Origin of the sequence: Serratia proteamaculans, assembly GCF_013337185.1 — a bacterium.
Lineage (GTDB): Bacteria > Pseudomonadota > Gammaproteobacteria > Enterobacterales > Enterobacteriaceae > Serratia > Serratia proteamaculans_D.
Map to the genome: position 1 here is coordinate 1,676,633 of NZ_SWDE01000001.1, position 17,470 is coordinate 1,694,102.

General features: G+C 57.1%; 19 protein-coding genes. 10 read left to right on the plus strand and 9 right to left on the minus strand.

Annotation, left to right across the window (positions count from 1 at the left end; all coding sequences use genetic code 11):
- Positions 1-26: 26 nt before the first annotated feature.
- Together trpS and FCL49_RS07795 are read right to left on the minus strand one after the other, a co-directional pair.
- Entirely contained in the window at positions 27-1,034 is a 1,008-nt protein-coding gene (trpS, locus tag FCL49_RS07790) for a tryptophan--tRNA ligase (RefSeq protein ID WP_174353078.1), read from the minus strand.
- Positions 1,035-1,191: 157 nt separating this feature from the next.
- On the minus strand, positions 1,192-2,127 hold the full coding sequence (locus FCL49_RS07795; RefSeq protein ID WP_174353079.1) for a LysR family transcriptional regulator: 936 nt from the start codon (positions 2,125-2,127) through the stop codon (positions 1,192-1,194).
- A 127-nt stretch (positions 2,128-2,254) separates the two neighbouring features.
- Here FCL49_RS07795 and FCL49_RS07800 point away from each other — a divergent pair, with 127 nt between their 5' ends.
- A complete protein-coding gene (locus FCL49_RS07800) occupies positions 2,255-3,001 on the plus strand; it encodes an SDR family NAD(P)-dependent oxidoreductase (RefSeq protein WP_174353080.1) in 747 nt (248 codons plus the stop codon).
- A 62-nt stretch (positions 3,002-3,063) separates the two neighbouring features.
- Positions 3,064-3,957, plus strand: a complete 894-nt coding sequence (locus tag FCL49_RS07805) for an NAD(P)-dependent oxidoreductase (RefSeq protein WP_261421007.1) — start codon at positions 3,064-3,066, stop codon at positions 3,955-3,957.
- Between the two features lie 46 nt (positions 3,958-4,003).
- Here the strand turns inward: FCL49_RS07805 and FCL49_RS07810 are convergent, their stop codons facing one another.
- From FCL49_RS07810 to FCL49_RS07825, 4 genes are all read right to left on the minus strand, one after another.
- Positions 4,004-4,531, minus strand: coding sequence for a cysteine hydrolase family protein (locus FCL49_RS07810; protein ID WP_174353082.1), 528 nt, complete (start codon positions 4,529-4,531; stop codon positions 4,004-4,006).
- A gap of 27 nt (positions 4,532-4,558) precedes the next feature.
- The gene (locus FCL49_RS07815) at positions 4,559-5,662 is read right to left on the minus strand and encodes a suppressor of fused domain protein (RefSeq protein WP_174353083.1); all 1,104 of its coding nucleotides are present in this window, start codon (positions 5,660-5,662) and stop codon (positions 4,559-4,561) included.
- A gap of 162 nt (positions 5,663-5,824) precedes the next feature.
- Positions 5,825-6,697: an oxygenase MpaB family protein gene (locus FCL49_RS07820; RefSeq protein WP_174353084.1), complete on the minus strand. Its 873-nt coding sequence runs from the start codon at positions 6,695-6,697 to the stop codon at positions 5,825-5,827.
- A 58-nt stretch (positions 6,698-6,755) separates the two neighbouring features.
- Positions 6,756-7,736, minus strand: a complete 981-nt coding sequence (locus FCL49_RS07825; protein ID WP_174353085.1) for a quinone oxidoreductase family protein — start codon at positions 7,734-7,736, stop codon at positions 6,756-6,758.
- 120 nt (positions 7,737-7,856) lie between these two features.
- Here FCL49_RS07825 and FCL49_RS07830 point away from each other — a divergent pair, with 120 nt between their 5' ends.
- Both FCL49_RS07830 and FCL49_RS07835 read left to right on the plus strand, forming a co-directional pair.
- Positions 7,857-8,747, plus strand: a complete 891-nt coding sequence (locus FCL49_RS07830; RefSeq protein WP_174353086.1) for a LysR family transcriptional regulator — start codon at positions 7,857-7,859, stop codon at positions 8,745-8,747.
- Between the two features lie 26 nt (positions 8,748-8,773).
- On the plus strand, positions 8,774-9,217 hold the full coding sequence (locus FCL49_RS07835) for an acetyltransferase (RefSeq protein WP_174353087.1): 444 nt from the start codon (positions 8,774-8,776) through the stop codon (positions 9,215-9,217).
- A 94-nt stretch (positions 9,218-9,311) separates the two neighbouring features.
- Here FCL49_RS07835 and FCL49_RS07840 read toward each other — a convergent pair whose 3' ends face one another.
- Entirely contained in the window at positions 9,312-9,956 is a 645-nt protein-coding gene (locus FCL49_RS07840; protein WP_174353088.1) for a TetR/AcrR family transcriptional regulator, read from the minus strand.
- Positions 9,957-10,131: 175 nt separating this feature from the next.
- Between FCL49_RS07840 and bhsA (FCL49_RS07845) the strand changes: the two genes are divergently transcribed.
- The 5 genes from bhsA (FCL49_RS07845) (at position 10,132) to FCL49_RS07865 (ending at position 14,522) form a co-directional block, all read left to right on the plus strand.
- Positions 10,132-10,389, plus strand: a complete 258-nt coding sequence (gene bhsA, locus FCL49_RS07845) for a multiple stress resistance protein BhsA (RefSeq protein WP_174353089.1) — start codon at positions 10,132-10,134, stop codon at positions 10,387-10,389.
- Positions 10,390-10,591: 202 nt separating this feature from the next.
- Complete coding sequence (gene bhsA, locus FCL49_RS07850) at positions 10,592-10,849, plus strand: multiple stress resistance protein BhsA (protein ID WP_174353090.1); 258 nt, start codon at positions 10,592-10,594, stop codon at positions 10,847-10,849.
- A gap of 246 nt (positions 10,850-11,095) precedes the next feature.
- Positions 11,096-12,586, plus strand: coding sequence for an alpha-amylase (gene amyA, locus FCL49_RS07855; RefSeq protein WP_174353091.1), 1,491 nt, complete (start codon positions 11,096-11,098; stop codon positions 12,584-12,586).
- Positions 12,587-12,709: 123 nt separating this feature from the next.
- Positions 12,710-13,558 (plus strand): PA4780 family RIO1-like protein kinase, encoded by an 849-nt coding sequence (locus FCL49_RS07860; protein WP_174353092.1) that lies wholly within the window; start codon positions 12,710-12,712, stop codon positions 13,556-13,558.
- Positions 13,559-13,703: 145 nt separating this feature from the next.
- Positions 13,704-14,522, plus strand: a complete 819-nt coding sequence (locus FCL49_RS07865) for an AraC family transcriptional regulator (protein ID WP_174353093.1) — start codon at positions 13,704-13,706, stop codon at positions 14,520-14,522.
- Here the strand turns inward: FCL49_RS07865 and FCL49_RS07870 are convergent.
- Both FCL49_RS07870 and lsrG read right to left on the minus strand, forming a co-directional pair.
- Positions 14,519-15,112, minus strand: coding sequence for a LysE family translocator (locus FCL49_RS07870; RefSeq protein ID WP_174353094.1), 594 nt, complete (start codon positions 15,110-15,112; stop codon positions 14,519-14,521). The two genes, FCL49_RS07865 and FCL49_RS07870, sit on opposite strands and share 4 nt — an antisense overlap.
- 87 nt (positions 15,113-15,199) lie before the next feature.
- Positions 15,200-15,493, minus strand: a complete 294-nt coding sequence (lsrG, locus tag FCL49_RS07875) for a (4S)-4-hydroxy-5-phosphonooxypentane-2,3-dione isomerase (RefSeq protein ID WP_012005816.1) — start codon at positions 15,491-15,493, stop codon at positions 15,200-15,202.
- 312 nt (positions 15,494-15,805) lie between these two features.
- Here lsrG and lsrK point away from each other — a divergent pair, with 312 nt between their 5' ends.
- On the plus strand, positions 15,806-17,371 hold the full coding sequence (lsrK, locus tag FCL49_RS07880) for an autoinducer-2 kinase (protein ID WP_174353095.1): 1,566 nt from the start codon (positions 15,806-15,808) through the stop codon (positions 17,369-17,371).
- The last annotated feature ends 99 nt before the right edge of the window (positions 17,372-17,470 follow it).

Genomic DNA, 17,470 nt, shown 5'->3' on the forward strand with positions numbered 1-17,470 from the left:
GCCCCTCCCAACAAAGGGGCCGGCACTCAATTCAGGGTAAAGAAATCCAGCCCCAATGCGGCCTTCACCTGCCCCAGCGTTTGCCGACTGACCAGGTCGGCGCGTTGGGTGCCCTGTTGCAGAATGCGCAACAGCTCACCCTTGTCCGCCAGGTATTGCGCCCGGCGAGTACGGATCGGCTCCAGCAGGCTTTGCAGGCAATCTTCCAACAGGCGTTTGATTTTCATGTCGCCCAACCCACCACGGCGATAGTGCGCTTTCAGCTCAGCCACCAGCGCGGCATCGTCACAGAAGGCATCCAGATAGGTGAACACCATATTGCCCTCCACCCGGCCGGGATCGTTGATATTCAAGTGGCCCGGATCGGTAAACATGCTCATCACCGCCTTATGCACCTGATCGGCGTCGGCGCCCAGTGTGATGGTGTTACCGCGCGACTTCGACATCTTGCCCTGCCCGTCCAGCCCCGGCAGGCGGCTGACGTGACTTAACAGCGGCTGGCACTCCGTCAACACCTGCCGGCCGACAATGTGATTGAAACGCCGGACGATCTCGTTGGTTTGCTCCAGCATCGGCAATTGGTCGTCGCCGACAGGCACGTGGGTGGCACCAAAGGCGGTAATGTCCGCCGCCTGGCTAACCGGGTAGACCAGAAAACCGGCCGGCAGACTGCGAGAAAAGTCTTTTTCGATAATTTCACTTTTCACCGTCGGATTGCGTTCCAGCCGCGCCACGCTGACCAGATTGAGATAATACATCGTCAGTTCGGCCAGCGCCGGCAGCGCGGATTGCAGGCAAAGGGTGGTTTTCTGCGGATCTATACCGACCGCCAGATAGTCGGCGACCAGATTAAGCACGTTGGTGCTGATTTTTTGCGGATTGTTGCCGTTATCGGTCAGCCCCTGCAGGTCCGCCACCAACACCGTTTGCTGATGGTTTTGTTGCAGCTCAACGCGCTGGCGCAGTGACCCGACGTAGTGGCCTAAATGCAGCGACCCGGTGGGACGATCGCCGGTCAGAATGGTATAGCTCATTGCCTTGCTCCTGAAAGTAAATACACCACCGGATCAACGCAATAAAAATGCCGCCAGAACCGGCGGCATTGAAAAGAGGTGTGAATACCCGTGCCGCCTTCAGAAGAGGCGCCACCAGGACTGATTGAGTGTGGATTGCATCGGTATATTCATGCTTTTAAGGTATCCCCCCGGTATGCGGGTTGTCAATCACCGCAGGTTGCCAATTCAGCGCCTGTTCAGCGGCAATACGACAAAAAGCTTCGGTCAGCGGCGAAGCCGTGCGCCACGCCAGCGCCAACGTATAGGGTACCGGGCTGCCTGTGCCGCTCAGTTCGCGGAACACCACGCCGGGGGATTGCAGTCTTGCAAACAGGGCCGGCATCAACGCAATCCCCACACCGCCCGCCACCAGCCCGCCGATGGTCTGCATCTGTCGCGCCTCCTGCACGATACGCGGACTGAATCCCGCCACCGCACAGGCCTGCAGGATCGCCGTGTGCATACCGGGGCCGTAATGCGCCGGAAACAGCACCCAGGGTTGATCGGCCAGGCTGCTCAACGTCACTTGCTGTTGCGCCGCCAGTGGGTGGTTCTCCGGCAATGCCAGCACCATGCGATCGTACAGGAAAGGCAGGATCTGCAAGCCCTCTTGCGGCGTTATCGGTAGCACCACCATGCCAAGGTCGGCACGGTCATCACGCAGGGCGATCAGTTGCTCGGCGGTCGTCGCCTCCTGCAGGTGAAACTCCGCCTGCGGATGCGCCAGGCGAAACTGCCGCAGGATGCCCGGCAACAGAGCGTTTACCGTGCTGTCGACGAAGGTCAGACGCAGCGATTCCGTCAGGCCAAGTGCCGCACGTCGGGTATTGCCGAGGGTACGTTCAAACTGTGCCAGCGTACGCCGCGCCTCAATCAGAAACACTTGCCCCGCTTCGGTGATCCTGGTGACGCGGTTGCCGCGTTCCAGCAGGATCACGCCCAGTTCCTGCTCAATCTTTCGGATAGCGGCAGTCAGTGGGGGTTGTGCCATATGCAAGCGCTCGGCGGCGCGGTGAAAGCTCATTTCTTCCGCGACGGCGACAAATTGCCGCAGTTGACGTAGTTCAATCACGCAATACCTTTTTCGTATTTTGAAGTCATAAATAGAGTATTGGATGTATCAATTGCAAAAGCCAATACTTTCCCGACCGCACAGTGCTGCGCCATTCCGGTGCACTCGGCGATAAAGGAGAACAATCATGACGCAACGTACAGCAATTGTTACCGGCGGTTCCAGCGGTATTGGGCTCGCCATCGCTCAACAACTGGCGCTACAGAATTACCGTGTCGCCATCGTGGCGCGCGATCCGCAACGCCTGCAGCAGGCAGCGCAGGAAATTGGCCCCGCTACCCGCTACTATTCGGCGGACTTGAGCCGCCGCGGGCCAGTGGAGGAGGTCGTCGCTCAATTGGCAGCCGATCTCGGTACGGTAGATGTCCTGATTAACAACGCCGGATTTACCCGGGTCATTGCCGCCGATACGCCATTGGCGCAGGCCGAACAAGAATGGGATGCGGTGATCGACGGGAATCTGAAAAGTACCTTCCTGTTTACCCTGGCGATGTTGCCACACCTGAGCAAACCGGGCGGCCGCATCATTAATCTGAGCTCGATTGCCGCCCAATGCGGCAGCGGCAGCGCGGGTGCATTAGGTTATTCCGCCGCCAAAGCCGGCGTGCAGGGTTTTACCCTCAGTTTGGCACGTGAACTTGGCGAGTTGGGGATTACTGTCAATGCCATTGCGCCGGGTTTTATCGCCGATACTCGCTTCTTCGGCACCGGGCTACCGCAGGATCGCATTGACGCCATCGCCGCTGAAACGCCGATGGGCCGCACCGGCCGGGTAGAAGACATCGCCAGCGCCGCACTGTGGTTGGCGTCAAAAGAAGCCTCGTTCGTTACCGGCACCATCACCTCGATTAACGGCGGCGCGCGGGTCGGTTAAGAAAGCGTTACATTGCGCCATTTGCGTTCTCTGCCCATCGCGTTAGGGTGAAGGGATCCAACCTGAAAAAGGAACGCAATATGAAGATCGGATTTGCCGGACTTGGCGGTATGGGCAGCGCGATGGCTGCCAATCTGTTACAAGCAGGCTATACGCTGAAAGTATGGAATCGCTCCCCTCAGGCAGCACAACCGTTGGCCGCCGCCGGAGCCCAGCAGGTACAGCAGGCTGATGAACTGGCCGACGTGAATGTGCTGATCACCATGCTGGCCAATGACGCCGCGACCGAACAGGTGGTGGTGGAAAGCGGGTTGCTGCAGCGACTGCAACCGGGAACCATCCACATCAACATGGCGACGGTCTCGGTGGCGCTGGCCAGGCGACTGGCTGCGCTGCATGCGCAGCACAATATTGGCTATATCGCCGCACCGGTACTGGGGCGGGTAGACGTTGCCGCAGCCGGTAAGCTGAACATTCTGGCGGCAGGCGATGCACAACTGATCGCCAAAGTGCAGCCGCTGTTTGAGGTACTCGGCCAGCAGACCTGGCATTTTGGCGAACAGCCCGAACAGGCCAATATCGTCAAAATCGCCGCCAACTTCACGCTGGCCAGTGCGATTGAGGCGATGGCCGAAGGCAGTGCGCTGGTGCGCAACTACGGCGTTTCTGGCGCGGATTATCTGCAAATGCTCAGCAGCACCCTGTTCGCTTCCCCGGCCTACAAGGGTTATGGCGCACTGATTGCCGAAGAGAAGTTCGAACCGGCCGGCTTCAAATTAAGCCTGGGTATGAAAGACGTGAGCCTGGCATTGGAGGCCGGTGCCAACAGCCACACCCCCATGCCGTTCGCCAGCGTGTTGAAGGACAACTTCCTTGATGCGGTGGCGCAGGGCGATGCAGATTTGGACTGGTCAGCGCTGGCCAAAGTGGCCGCACGCAGGGCGGGATTGAAATAACGCTCACGGGCCGGGTACATAGACCGGCCCGCTTTTTATCTGGCGATCAGAAGTGAATTTCTGCCGTCGGCAGCGCGTTGATCAAAACGCCGAAGCTCTCAATATTCGACAGCGTGGCGTTGTGATGGGCACGGATCTGTAAGCCAGTGGCGTGCGCTTTGTCATGACTGGTATGAGCATCGGCAGCCAGCGTCACCGGATAACCTAACCCGGCGGCACGACGAGTGGTGGTGTCTACACAAAACTCGCTGGAGTAGCCGCAGACCACCAGGTGCGAAACCCCGTTAGCCACCAGCAACGGCCCCAGTCCGGTCCGCAGGAAGGAGTCAGGCGTGGTTTTCTCCACCCGATGATCGCCGTCTTTCACCTGCAAACGGCGGTCAATCTGCCAGGCATCGCTGCCGTGCGCCAACTCATCGTCCGGGGTCTGGTGCTGGATAAAAATCACCGGTACTCCGGCCAGGCGGGCAGCGGCGCTCAAGCTGTTAATACGCTCAATCGTCGCTTCGGCATCGGCCGGCGGCGGTGTAAACAACCCTTGCTGCACATCAATAATTAACAGAGCGGACGTCATGATAACTCCCGTAAATTTAATCGACGATCAGCATAGCGGTTGGCGCGGGCGGAAGATATGGTCAACACCCTGCTCACGCAACTTACTCACCAGATCGTGACCGCCATTCGGCGTCGCGTGCGCCAGCAGGCGCTCGGCTTCAAATACCGGGCTGGCCCAGAAGATATTCACCGGGTCGCCATATTGTTTCGGCAGGTTCAGGTGTTCACTATAGGGGTAAAACGAGGAGGACAGCACGTAGCCCTCATAACCCTGTGGTGCCACCTCAGATTCCAGAGTATGACCTTCACCAAACCAGGTAATTTTAGCCCATGGCGCATGGGCGAACCCGGCCAGTGCGCTGGCCATCTGCACCGCGTTCTCCTCGGTCATGTACTGACCGTCGATGGCGATGCCCATTTCCATGCGGCGGTAACGGGAAGCGTCGTCGTTAAACAGGATCTCTACCCACGGCATCGGGCGGATACTGACGCCCATGGTGAGAAAATAGTAGATGCCGTCGCGCTCATGCTGGGTGATGGCCATCGGCGGCCATTTGCCCTGATCGATCGCGTAGTATTTCACCGAAGGGCCAAAATGCTGATCGTAAATCGCCTGATAGTCGTTCTGCATTTTTGGCCATGGGTTACCCTCTTCCCGCTGCCAACTGCGCCAGAACTGGCGGGTGTTTTCCGCCAGCGCATATTGGGTATTGGTGGAGGCGGAACCCAGCGGATAAGCCAATGGGCTTTCCTTGATGCAACTGGCGGAATAGCACACCGAGTGGTCGATATACAGGCTCCAGCCAGGGATCACGGCCAGCAGTTGGCCGTAATACCACAGCGCTGCACCATCGTCGCTCTCCGTCCAGACCACCATCAGCCCTTCCGGGTTCAGTGGCGCTTCCCCCTCCAGATTGCGGCAAAACTCGGCCGCCAGCATCGGTGGCTGCCCCAGAGCCAGCGCCGCGCTGTCTTCCTGCTGCGGCGCGGCCGCCAGGTTACGCAGCCAGCAGGCACGCACCTGAAAACGTTCGCTATTTTCTTCTGAAGGATAAATATAAAAATAGGCAGCCCGACTATCTTGCTGAACCACCGCCACCAGCGTCTGGTTCTCATTACTGACTTCAGCAAGTACGTGTGACTCGTTCATATAACCTCAAATAGGGTCAAGGCGCAGAATAACGCTGCACGCTAAAAAATAGGAATTGGCTTTGGCCCAGTGTAAAGCGCATTAGCGGCCGGATCACCCGTAAAAGTCTCAAAAGTGTCCCTAAACATTGGGTTATTGGTAAGAATTATAGTGCGTGCGGGTTCAGACTGGTCGGCCAATTCGTCGTAGCGCCCGTTGATAGGAGCCGTTACGCATGGAGCCACGCAGCACTTTACCTACACCACTGACACCGGCCCGCACCAGTTTTTGCTGCAATACGCCGGGAGAAAAACCAAACTGCTGCTGCGCCCACTCCGGTAGCAGATCGATGCCCGCCTGCATCACCAATCTGCCAAAAGGTCGTGCCAATGCGCTCGGTGCCGGGGCCGCCAGCAGAATACGAGCCACTTCCTGCGTGCGCTCATCGCACACCAACTGCGACTGCATTCTCCGCAGGTAATCCTCAACCGCCGCGCAAGAGATGGGGATATCGCGTGCCCCCAGTGCAGCGGCAACTCGCGCCGTCTCACGGTAATAACCGTCCTGCTGTTCGCGGGAAAGATGCGGGTTGCGGTAACGCAAATGGCTGGCTAAAAAGCAGCTGCTTTCCACCACGTGCACCCAGGTGAGCAGGTCGGGATCGCTGGCGGCGTAAGGCCTGCCGTCGCTGCTGATGCCGTTGACCCGCAGGTGAATGGCTTTGACTTTGGCGATCAGCCGTTCGGCCTCGGCGGTGGGCCCAAAGGTGGTGACGGAGACAAACTGGCTGGTGCGGCGCAGGCGGCCGAGCATATCGTCGCGGAAGTTGGAATGATCCCAGACGCCGGCCAGCGCCAACGGGTGCAGCATCTGCAACAGTAAGGCGCTGACGCCCCCGCACAGCATGGTGGTGAAATCACTGTGTACCTGCCAAATGACCGACTGCGGCCCATACAGGCCCGGGTCACCCGGCGGGTTTTCAAAGTCGACATCGCCAAGCGCCAGCCCGGTCAGGCCAATCACCTGTTTTTCTATCGCCGCACGAATCACTTCCATCCTGACTGACCCCCATTATCGCCTGGCGGCCAGTGTAACATGCGGCGATAGGCCGCTTTTAACTCTGAGGGTCGCGATCGCTTAGCAACACAATCTTGCCGGCAAAGCTGCGATCCTCCAGCCGGCGATGAGCGGCCGCCCCTTCGCTCAGCGGGAAGGTTTCGATATGGGGCACGGCAAACTCGCCGCTCTGCCAACTGCTGAACAAGCGCTCAGCCCTTTCTCGCCGGGCCTCGGCGCTATTAAGGTAGGTCCAGAGGTCGCCACCAACCACGCCTTTGGAATCCATCATCAGGCCGTAGGCGGAAATGGCCGGTGCCTCGCCGCCTGCCATGCCGAAGGTGACCACCCGGCCGCCGGGACGCAGCGCGTCAATGCTCTGTTGCAGCGTGATGCCCACCGAGTCAAAACCGTACTCAACGCCACCGTCGGTCAGCGCAGCAATTTGCGCGACCCAATCCTGCTGATAAGTGAAGGCTGCCGCAGCGCCGTTGTTCAGGGCAATCTGCTGTTTGTGCGCCGAAGACACCACGGCGTAAACCTGCGCGCCACGCGCCACCAGCATACGCGTCAAAATTTGTCCGACGCCCCCGGCTGCCGCATGCACCAAAGCGCGATCGCCCGCTTTCACCTGTACGCTGTCATTAATCAGGTACTGCGCCGTTAACCCCTGCAACAGAATCGAGGCGGCTTCGACGTCGCTCAGTGCATGCGGCAGCCGCAGTGCATGCTCCACCGGCACGTTGATTCGCGTGGCGTGACAGAAAGGGACATCGGCGAAACCAATTCTCTCCCCCAACTGCCAGCCATCGACTCCTTCCCCCACGGCGATAATTGTTCCCACGCCTTCGTAACCGCCGATATGAGGCGGGTTGCCGTGCAGCACGTAGTTGCCCTTGCGGCGATAAATATCAGCGAAATTCAGCCCGGCGGCCCCCATACGCACCTGCACTGCGCCTGCAGGTACCGCTGGCGTCGGCAGCTCAAGGTATTCGAGCACGTCCGGCCCGCCAAAATGTTCAAACGCTAATGCATGCATGTTGCTGCTCCGGGAAGTTTCCGCCAATAACACACTGACAGTCGATAGAATGATTATCGCAAAGCGCTATAATCAGGAGAAGTGGCCCACAGAGCATTCAGAAAACACCAGGGGTTTATAATGGATCGATTAACCAGCATGGCGGTGTTTGTGCGGGTGGTGGAAAAAGGCAGCTTTGTCGCCGCCGCCGAGGAGATGGCCATCTCCCCGACCATGGTCGGCAAACACATCCGTTACCTGGAACAACGGCTGAATGCACCGTTGCTGAACCGTACCACCCGCAGGCAGGGGCTGACCGAGACCGGCCGGGTATTCTACGAACGCTGCCGCCGTCTGCTGGCCGACGCCGATGCCGCCGAAGCCAGCGCGCGGGCACTATTGAGCTCCCCCAGCGGCCTGTTGCGCATCAGTGCCCCCGTCACTTTCGGCAACCGCGTACTGACGCCGATCCTCACCGAATTCCTGCAACGGCACCCGGAGGTAGAAGCGGAAGTGGTGCTGTCGGACCGTAAGGTAGATTTGATTGAAGAAGGCTACGAAGCTGCGTTTCGCATCGGGCCGGTGGCAGACGATGGCCTGGTGGCCCGCGCCCTGCCCGATTACCGCATGACGCTGGCCGCCGCACCGGCCTATCTGGCGCAGCAAGGTGTACCAACCCAGCCGGAGCAACTCAGCGCACACAGCTGTTTTGGTTTTAGTCAGTGGGACGGCAACCATTTCTGGCGCTTGCAGGGGCCGACGGGGGAAATCAGCGTGCCGGTCAGGCCGCGGCTGCGGATGGACTCTGGCGAAGGGGTACGTCGGGCGGCGCTGGCCGGTTTCGGTATCGCGCTGCACGCCTGCATGCTGCTGGAGGAAGATATTGCCGGCGGCCGATTGGTACAGGTGCTGCCGGACTATTCACCGTTGTCGCGGCCAATGCATCTGGTCTATCTGCCCGAACGTCGGCAGTCACCCAAGCTGGAAGCTTTTATCGCGCTGACTGTCGCCAGACTCTGGGGTCGGGTTTAAAATAAGTAAATCACCAAGGAGTTTCCATGATCACTATCCGAGCACGCGCAGCACAAGACAATGCGCAACTGGTGGAGATTTGGCAGCGTTCGGTCCGCGCCACCCACCATTTCCTCACCGAAGATAATATCGCCCAACTCTATCCGTTGGTGCTTAACGACTATTTGCCGGCGGTCGACGTTTGGGTTGCAGAAGACCGCCCCGGTCACCCTTGCGGTTTTATCGGGCTAAGCGGCAATAAAGTAGAAATGCTGTTTATCGATGCAGAGCAGCGTGGCAAAGGCGTCGGCAGAGCGCTGCTGGCCCACGCCGAAACGCTCTATGATGAGTTGCAGTTGGATGTTAATGAACAGAACCCGCAGGCCAGTGATTTTTACCGCCACTACGGTTTTGAAATTACCGGCCGTTCGGCACTCGACGGTCAGGGCAATCCTTTCCCGCTGCTGCACATGAAGCTCGACAAGCGTTAAAAAAACCGGCGGCCAGGTTCAGCCTGGCTGTAGTTTTAGCGCAAAAACCAATAGAGGCCGCAACGCTGCGACCTCTAGCCTGATATGTCTTGCCCTAAACCTTATTGCCCACCTGGCTGAGACGCGGCCAAACCAGCATCAATGCATCGAGCAAGCGATATAAATCCTCACGGCTAGCCCCTTCACGTGCCTGAACCGACATCCCTTCAATGGTACAGACGATGAATTTGGCCAACAGCGCGGTATCGGTTTTCGCCAATAACTCCCCCTGCTGTACCTTGCGGTCAAAACAGGCTCGCAGGCTGGCTTCATTCGAATGATGTTTTTTACGCAGCATCTCGGCCACTTCATCGGAAGACGAAGACAGCGCCGCAGAGGCACAAACCATAAAGCAGCCGGAAGGCGTATCCGGGTCGGTAAACACCTCCGCGGAAGAACGCACATAAGCTTCAACGATCTCCGCTATTGGCAAATCCCGCTCCAAAAATTGATTGGTACAGGTAGTGTATTTTTGCAGATATCGTTCCACCGCCGCACGGAATAGCCCTTCCTTGTTACCAAACTCGGCATACAGCGTTGGCGCTTTGGCACCGGTGACTTCTACCAGATCGGCCAGCGAGGTTGATTCATAACCGTGCCGCCAGAACAGATCGAGCGCGCTGTCCAGCGCACGGTCGCGATCAAACTGCTTCGGTCTGCCACGCGTTTTTTTGGCGCAGACTTCTTCATTGATACTCATAGACCCTCTCTTATCCCGCCCCGCAGCAGGGCTTATCAATTAAATTAACGATCATTATAAAAAAATATTGCGCTGCCGTCGAGAAGCGATTAACATTTAGTTATCGATCGTTAAGTAATCATAACGACAGACATTAACAAACCCAGTTTACGCTTCTGAAATAGGAATTAACATCATGAAAAACTTAAAAATCACTCTTGCCGCCATCGCCCTGGCCTCTGCTTCTTTTGGTAGTTTCGCCGCCGACCTGGTTCACAACCAACCGGCAGACCAGCAAAAACTCGGTGTGATCACCGTCAGCGGTGCTTCCGATATCAGCTCGCTGGAAGCCGATTTGGCAGCCAAAGCAGATGAAGCCGGTGCAAAATCATTCCGCATCATTGGTGCCGGTGGCAACAATCAACTGCATGGTACCGCTGTAATCTATCAATAACAGTGAGTTAGCTTTAAACAATCAGATACGCAATGACCATTATGCTTCTGGTTAAAGACGGTAAGAAAAATTAATTAACGAACACTAAAAAAATAGTTGCAAAGCGCCGAACAGGCGTCTAACATTAAATTATCGATCGTTAATTAATTTAACGACCCCAATAAAAAACATCAAACAGAATACCAAGATAGGAAATAAGACCATGAAAAACCTGAAAATCACCATCGCCGCCATCGCACTGGCTTCTGCATCATTTGGTAGTTTCGCCGCCGATCTGGTTAACGCTCAACCGGCCGATCTGCAAAAAGCCGGTGTGGTTACCGTTAGCGGGGCTTCCGACCTGACCAGCCTGGAAAATCATCTGGCTGCCAAAGCGGATGCCGCAGGTGCCAAATCATTCCAGATCATCTCAACTACCGGTGACAACAAGCTGCACGGTACTGCGATCATCTACAATTAATTGCTAAATCAGCAAGAGTGCAAAGAGGCGGCCCTGGCCGCCTTTTGCGTTTTCCGCAGAGTAAATACCACTGGCCTTGTGGTCGCTATTGGCCAATTGCGCCAAGCTGCATGACTCCCGCCAAAACGGCACCATTAGCCTCTCAAACCGAGTTTCCCTTTTGCCAAAAGTAGCCCATGCTGTAACGGTATGGGGTGGGCCACCGCTCATTCTGCACCTCCTTCTGGCAAATAGGACGGCTTGCTCATGACGAAAAAAACTACCTTGCTGCAGTTTTTCCATTGGTATTACCCGGATGGCGGTCAGTTATGGCCAGAGGCAACCGAACGCGCAGCGCAAATTGCCGGGCTGGGCATCACCGATCTGTGGCTGCCTCCCGCCTATAAGGGCGCTTCCGGCGGCTATTCGGTAGGTTACGACAGCTATGATCTGTTCGACCTGGGCGAGTTTGATCAAAAAGGCAGCCGCGCCACCAAATACGGTGACAAAGAAGCGCTGGCAAATGCCGTGAATACGCTTCGCGACAACGGCGTGCGGGTGATTTATGACGTGGTCTTCAACCACAAGCTCGGTGCCGATGAAAAAGAACAGATACACGTGTACAAGGCGGATGCCAACAACCGCAACGATATTAATGACCAGGGCTTCGACGCCCTGGCCTATACCCGCTTCACCTTCCCCGGCAGACAAGGCACCTATTCCAAATTCATTTGGGATTACAAATGCTTCGGCGGAGTGGATTACGTTGAGCAGCCCGATGAAAAAGGCGTGTTCAAAATCGCCAATGACTACGGCGACGACGGCTGGAACGACCAGGTTGGCGACGAAAAAGGCAATTATGATTATCTGATGGGCGCGGACGTCGAATTCCGCAACCCGGCGGTAGTGGAAGAGCTGAAATACTGGGCACGCTGGCTGCTGGAAACTCTGCCCTGCGACGGTTTCCGTCTGGACGCGGCCAAACACATTCCGGCCTGGTTCTTTAAAGAGTGGGCTGACCACGTGCGCGACAGCGCGCAGCGCGATCTGTTTATCGTCGCCGAATATTGGTCGCACGATCTGGCGGCGCTGCAGCAGTATATTGACCTGGTCGAGGGCAAAGTGATGTTGTTCGACGTAGCCTTGCACCTGAAGTTTCATCAGGCATCGAAACAGGGTGACGGGTTCGACATGGCGCAGATGTTCACCGATACCCTGACCGCGGCCGATCCGGCCCATTCGGTCACGCTGGTCGCCAACCATGATACGCAACCGCTACAATCGCTGGAGGCACCGGTCGAACCCTGGTTCAAGCCACTGGCCTATGCCCTGATCCTGTTGCGCGAACAAGGCGTGCCCTGCGTGTTCTATCCTGACCTGTTCGGTGCCAGCTATAAGGATAAAGGCAGCGACGGCCAGGAATACCAGATTGATATGCCGGTCATCCCTGAGCTGGAAAAGTTGATTCAGGCGCGACAACGCTTTGCCAACGGCGTGCAAACCGATTATTTTGATGATAAAAACTGCGTGGCCTTCAGCCGCAGCGGTACCGCCGATGCCCCTGGCTGCATAGTGGTGCTGACCAACGGGGCTGAAAGTGGCAAAGCGGTTTCGCTGGGCACTGAACTGGCGCATAAAAACTGGCGCGATCTGCTCGGTAACCGTCAGGATGAGGTCACCACCGACGAACAGGGGAATGCCACTTTCCCGGTTAACGGCGGCAGCGTCAGCGTTTGGGTACTGGCAGAAACCCTGTAGCGGGTGCGCCGTTGCGGCCATGTGTCGCAGCGGCGGCAAACTAAATTTTGCCTTTCGGGTCTAAATTGAGGTAACACCTTAGCAAACCATTCACACCGGAGCCTAAATAGGGTACAAGGCTGCATGAAAATTCCAAAACGACTCCAGCCATTGGTAGATGATGGTTTAATCGACGACGTCATCCGCCGTTTGAAAAGTGGCAAAGAAGCCGACGTCTTTATCGTGCGCTGCGGCGAAGAGATCCGCTGCGCCAAAGTTTACAAAGAAGCAGACAAGCGTAACTTCAAGCAGGCCGTGAACTATCAGGAAGGCCGCAAGGTGCGTAATAGCCGCGATGCGCGTGCCATGAGCAAAGGGTCGAAATTCGGTCGCCAGCAGCAGGAAGAAGCCTGGCAGAACACCGAGGTCGACGCGCTGTACCTGCTCGCCAAAGCGGGCGTACGCGTGCCGCAACCGGATATCTGTCTCGATGGCGTGCTGCTGATGGAACTGATCACCGACGAAGAAGGCCTGGTAGCGCCGCGTCTGAGCGATGTTACCCTGACGCCGGAACAGGCGCGGGCCGATCACGCACTGATGATGAATTACGCAGTGCGCATGCTGTGCGCCGGGCTGGTGCATGGTGATTTGTCGGAGTTCAACGTGCTGATGGACAAAGATGGGCCGGTGATTATCGATCTGCCACAGGTGGTGGATGCCGCTGCCAACAACCACGCCAAGAGCATGTTCGAACGTGATATCAACAACATGTCGCAGTTTTATGGCCAGTACGCGCCGGAACTGCTGGGCAGCAAATACGCCAAAGAAATCTGGGCGCTGTATCAGGAAGGCAACCTGACGCCGGCCAGCGTGTTGACCGGCAAGTTTGTCGAAAGCAGCAAGCGCGCCGATGTCGGTTCAGTACTGGAGGAAATCCAGGCGGCCAGCGAAGAACATCAACGTCAGTTGATGGCCCGCAACGAAGAAGATTAAAAACCACCCCGGCCATACCTCTGTGGCCGGGGGTTTATTCAATTCAGAAGGCGGCAAAACACATTAAAAATTATCACCCGCGTTCCCTCCCTCGCTCATTTTACGCTATAACAAGCTAGCCCTGCCGTCTCTGAAAGGAAAGCTCATGACCGCTACCGCGCCGCAATTTTGGCGAGATCCGCAGCTCCCTTTTGTGGAAGCTCGCGCCATTGAAGATGGCCGCAAAGTTTGTTACGCCCTGCATAGCCATGAAATTTTTTCCATCGGGGCTATCACCGGCGGCACCAGCATTTATATTAACGGCAACCAACAACTGCAGGTCAGCACCGGCGACGTGGTGATGATTAACCCGCAGCAGGCCCACGCTTGCAACCCCATCGGTGACCAGCGCTGGTCATACATCATGTTTTATATTGATGCCACCTGGCTGGGTAAACTGCAGCAGGAAATCGCCGGTGGCGACGGTAGTTTTATTCCGTTTTCTCAGGTGATCAGCCATGCCCCTAGCCTGTTCAATGGCCTGAACCGGCTGTATTCCCTACTGATCGACCCACAGCATTGCCAGTTGGAAAAACAGATCGCCCTGGTGGAATACTTCACCGAGCTACAAATCTGTCAGGGCGATGTTCGCCTATCTGCAGCCGAAGCCGAGCACCCGAGACTCGAGGCGGCGGCAAGCTTTATCAGTCAATATTGCACCCAACCACTGACGCTGGAAGCTATCTGCCAGGCTGCAGCACTCTCGCCCTCTTACTTAATCCGCGCCTTTAAGCGGCGTTACGGCATGACGCCGCACGCCTACCTGGTCAATCAGCGTATTCAGTTCGGTCATCGGTTGCTGAAACGGGGCTATCCGATCGCCGCGGCTGCCAGTGAGAGCGGCTTTGCCGACCAGGCGCACTTTCAACGCACCTTCAAACAGCTATTGGCTGCCACCCCCGGCCAATACCAAAATCCGCGCTAAACGCCGTCGGCCAGCAAATAACAGGCGCTGACCGCCAACAGCAACGCCATCAAACGATTAAAACGCTGCACATTGCGAGCCTGTTGCAATAGACCGCTCAGCATCGCGCCGGTGTAGGCCCAGCAGGCCACCGAGGCATAGCAGATGACAAAATAAATCACCGCAAACTGCCATAACAGCAATCGGTCACCGTCGGCGACAAACGCCCCCAGACTGGCCACCGACGCCAGCCAGGCTTTAGGGTTCAGCCACTGCAACAAGGCGCCATACCAGAACGAGGGGGCTTGCGGGCGGCTGCCGTTGCCCAGCCGTCCGTCGTCAAAGGCCAGTTGATAAGCCATAAACAGTAAAAAGGCGATGCCCGCCCACTGGATCACCTGAGTCAGCACCGGCCACAGCGTCAGTAACTGGTGCAGCCCCAGCCCAATCAGAATCAATAGCAGGGTAAAACCCAGCGTGGCACCAAAGACATGCCGCAGGGTGGCATTAAAACCGAATTGCGCCCCAGCGCTCAGCGCCACGATATTGACTGGACCGGGGGTGATGGAAGAGGCCAACGCAAAAGCGGCCATCGAAAGATAAATATTCATTACGGGCACCTGAGAATGAATTCACAGATGCCAGACTGACGACCCGAGTAAGCAATGTATTGAACAAAATTACCCTGACCTACTGGCCTAACCCGGCATCAGGCCGATAAAGCTGGTTTTCTTGCGTGGCCCGGTCATCAAGGCTTCCAGTTTTTCCACGCATTGCAGATAGTGCGGCGTCTTTTTGTGGGCGGCGACCGCCTGCTCGTCCCGGTAGGCTTCATAGATATAAAAACGCGTCGGGATGGTTTCATCCTGCAATACGTCAAAACGCAGATTACCCGGCTCTTCGATCGCCCCCAGATGATTGGCGCGAAACACCTCAATAAATTCGTCGATTTTGTCCTGTTTAACGTTAATTTCTACCAGAGTGACGTGCATGGTGGCTCCTTGTTTCACCTTGAAGGTCAATACCCGTCATCTTTCAAGCCGCAGCGTTGTTACCTGCACTCGCTCACCCCAGTTACTTACTAAAGTAAGCGCCTGGGGATGAGCGAGCTGGGCGCCTAGCTGCAACTTGAAAGCTATAGGGTATATGTGCTTTCCAACCATAGGTTTATTCCTGCGGATTTACCCCCCGCAACGGCAATTTTGCAGCACAGTTCACAAATCCTGCCAGCCCCACCCTTTCCCCCACCAGCGCCAGGAGCCCCGCATCTATAGTTAAGATCCCAACCCCAGAGAGAGTGAGCTATGGATAACTATTTGATGGCACTGGACGCAGGCACCGGTAGCATTCGCGCGGTCATCTTCAGTCTGACAGGCAATCAGATCGCTCAGGGCCAGGCGGAATGGCGACATCTGGCGGTGCCGGGGGTGCCCGGCTCGATGGAGTTTGATCTGGCCCACAACTGGCAACTGACCTGTCAGTGCATTCGCCAGGCGCTGCAGAACGCCGGTCTCTCTGGTCAGGCGATCCGTTCCATCGCCTGTTGCTCGATGCGCGAAGGCATAGTGCTTTACGATCGCGACGGCACGCCAATCTGGGCCTGCGCCAACGTTGACGCCCGTGCCAGCGAGGAAGTCAGCGAGCTGAAGGAGCTGCATAACCATAATTTCGAACGTGAGGTGTACCAATATTCAGGCCAAACGCTGGCGTTAAGCGCCATGCCGCGCCTGCTGTGGTTGGCGCATCACCGGCCGGACATTTACCGTCAGGCCGCAACGCTGACCATGATCAGCGACTGGCTGGCAAACATGCTGAGCGGTGAACTGGCGGTCGATCCTTCCAACGCCGGGACTACCGGCATGCTGGATTTGGTCAGCCGTGACTGGCGACCGGCGTTGCTCGATATGGCCGGGCTGCGCGCCGATATGCTGTCGCCAGTGAAAGAAACCGGCAGCGTCCTGGGGCACGTCACCGAACAGGCGGCCCAACAAAGTGGCCTGCTGCGTGGTACGCCGGTAGTGATGGGCGGCGGCGATGTGCAGTTGGGCAGTCTGGGACTGGGGATAGTGCGGGCCGGGCAAACTGCGGTATTGGGTGGCACCTTCTGGCAACAAATCGTCAATCTGCCCGAACCGGCGACCGACCCGGAGATGAACATCCGTATCAATCCGCATGTGATCCCCGGTATGGCACAGGCAGAGTCGATCAGCTTCTTCACCGGATTGACCATGCGCTGGTTCCGCGACGCCTTCTGCGCCGAAGAAAAGTTGATGGCAGAACGGCTGGGTGTGGATGCCTACAGCCTGATGGAAGAGATGGCAGCACGTGTCCCGCCAGGGGCCTACGGAGTGATGCCGATTTTCTCCGATGCCATGCATTTCAAGACCTGGTACCACGCCGCGCCTTCGTTTATTAACCTGTCGCTCGACCCGGAACGCTGCAATAAACAAACGCTGTTTCGAGCACTGGAAGAGAACGCCGCGATTGTTTCTGCCTGCAATCTGGAGCAGATCGCCCGTTTTTCCGGCGTACAGGCGCGTTCGCTGGTGTTCGCCGGTGGTGGCTCGAAGGGCAAGCTGTGGAGTCAAATTCTCAGCGACGTGACCGGCCTGAGGGTGCGCGTGCCGGTGGTGAAAGAAGCCACTGCGCTGGGCTGCGCGATTGCTGCCGGAGTGGGCGCCGGATTGTATGAGTCGCTGGCGCAAACCGGCGAACAACTGGTGCGTTGGGAGCGTGAGTATCAGCCGGACATGGCCAATCATGAACTGTACCAACGACAAAAAGAAACCTGGCAGCAGGTCTATGCCGACCAGTTAACGCTGGTAGACCATGGCTTGACCACCTCGATGTGGAAAGCGCCGGGATTATGAATCTGGTTTGGGCGCAGCCTGCTGCGCCTGTCAGATAAGCTTATGCCCATTAAGCATTTGGCCTGTCGATGGGCTGCCAACCGCCGTGATGCTTGCCTC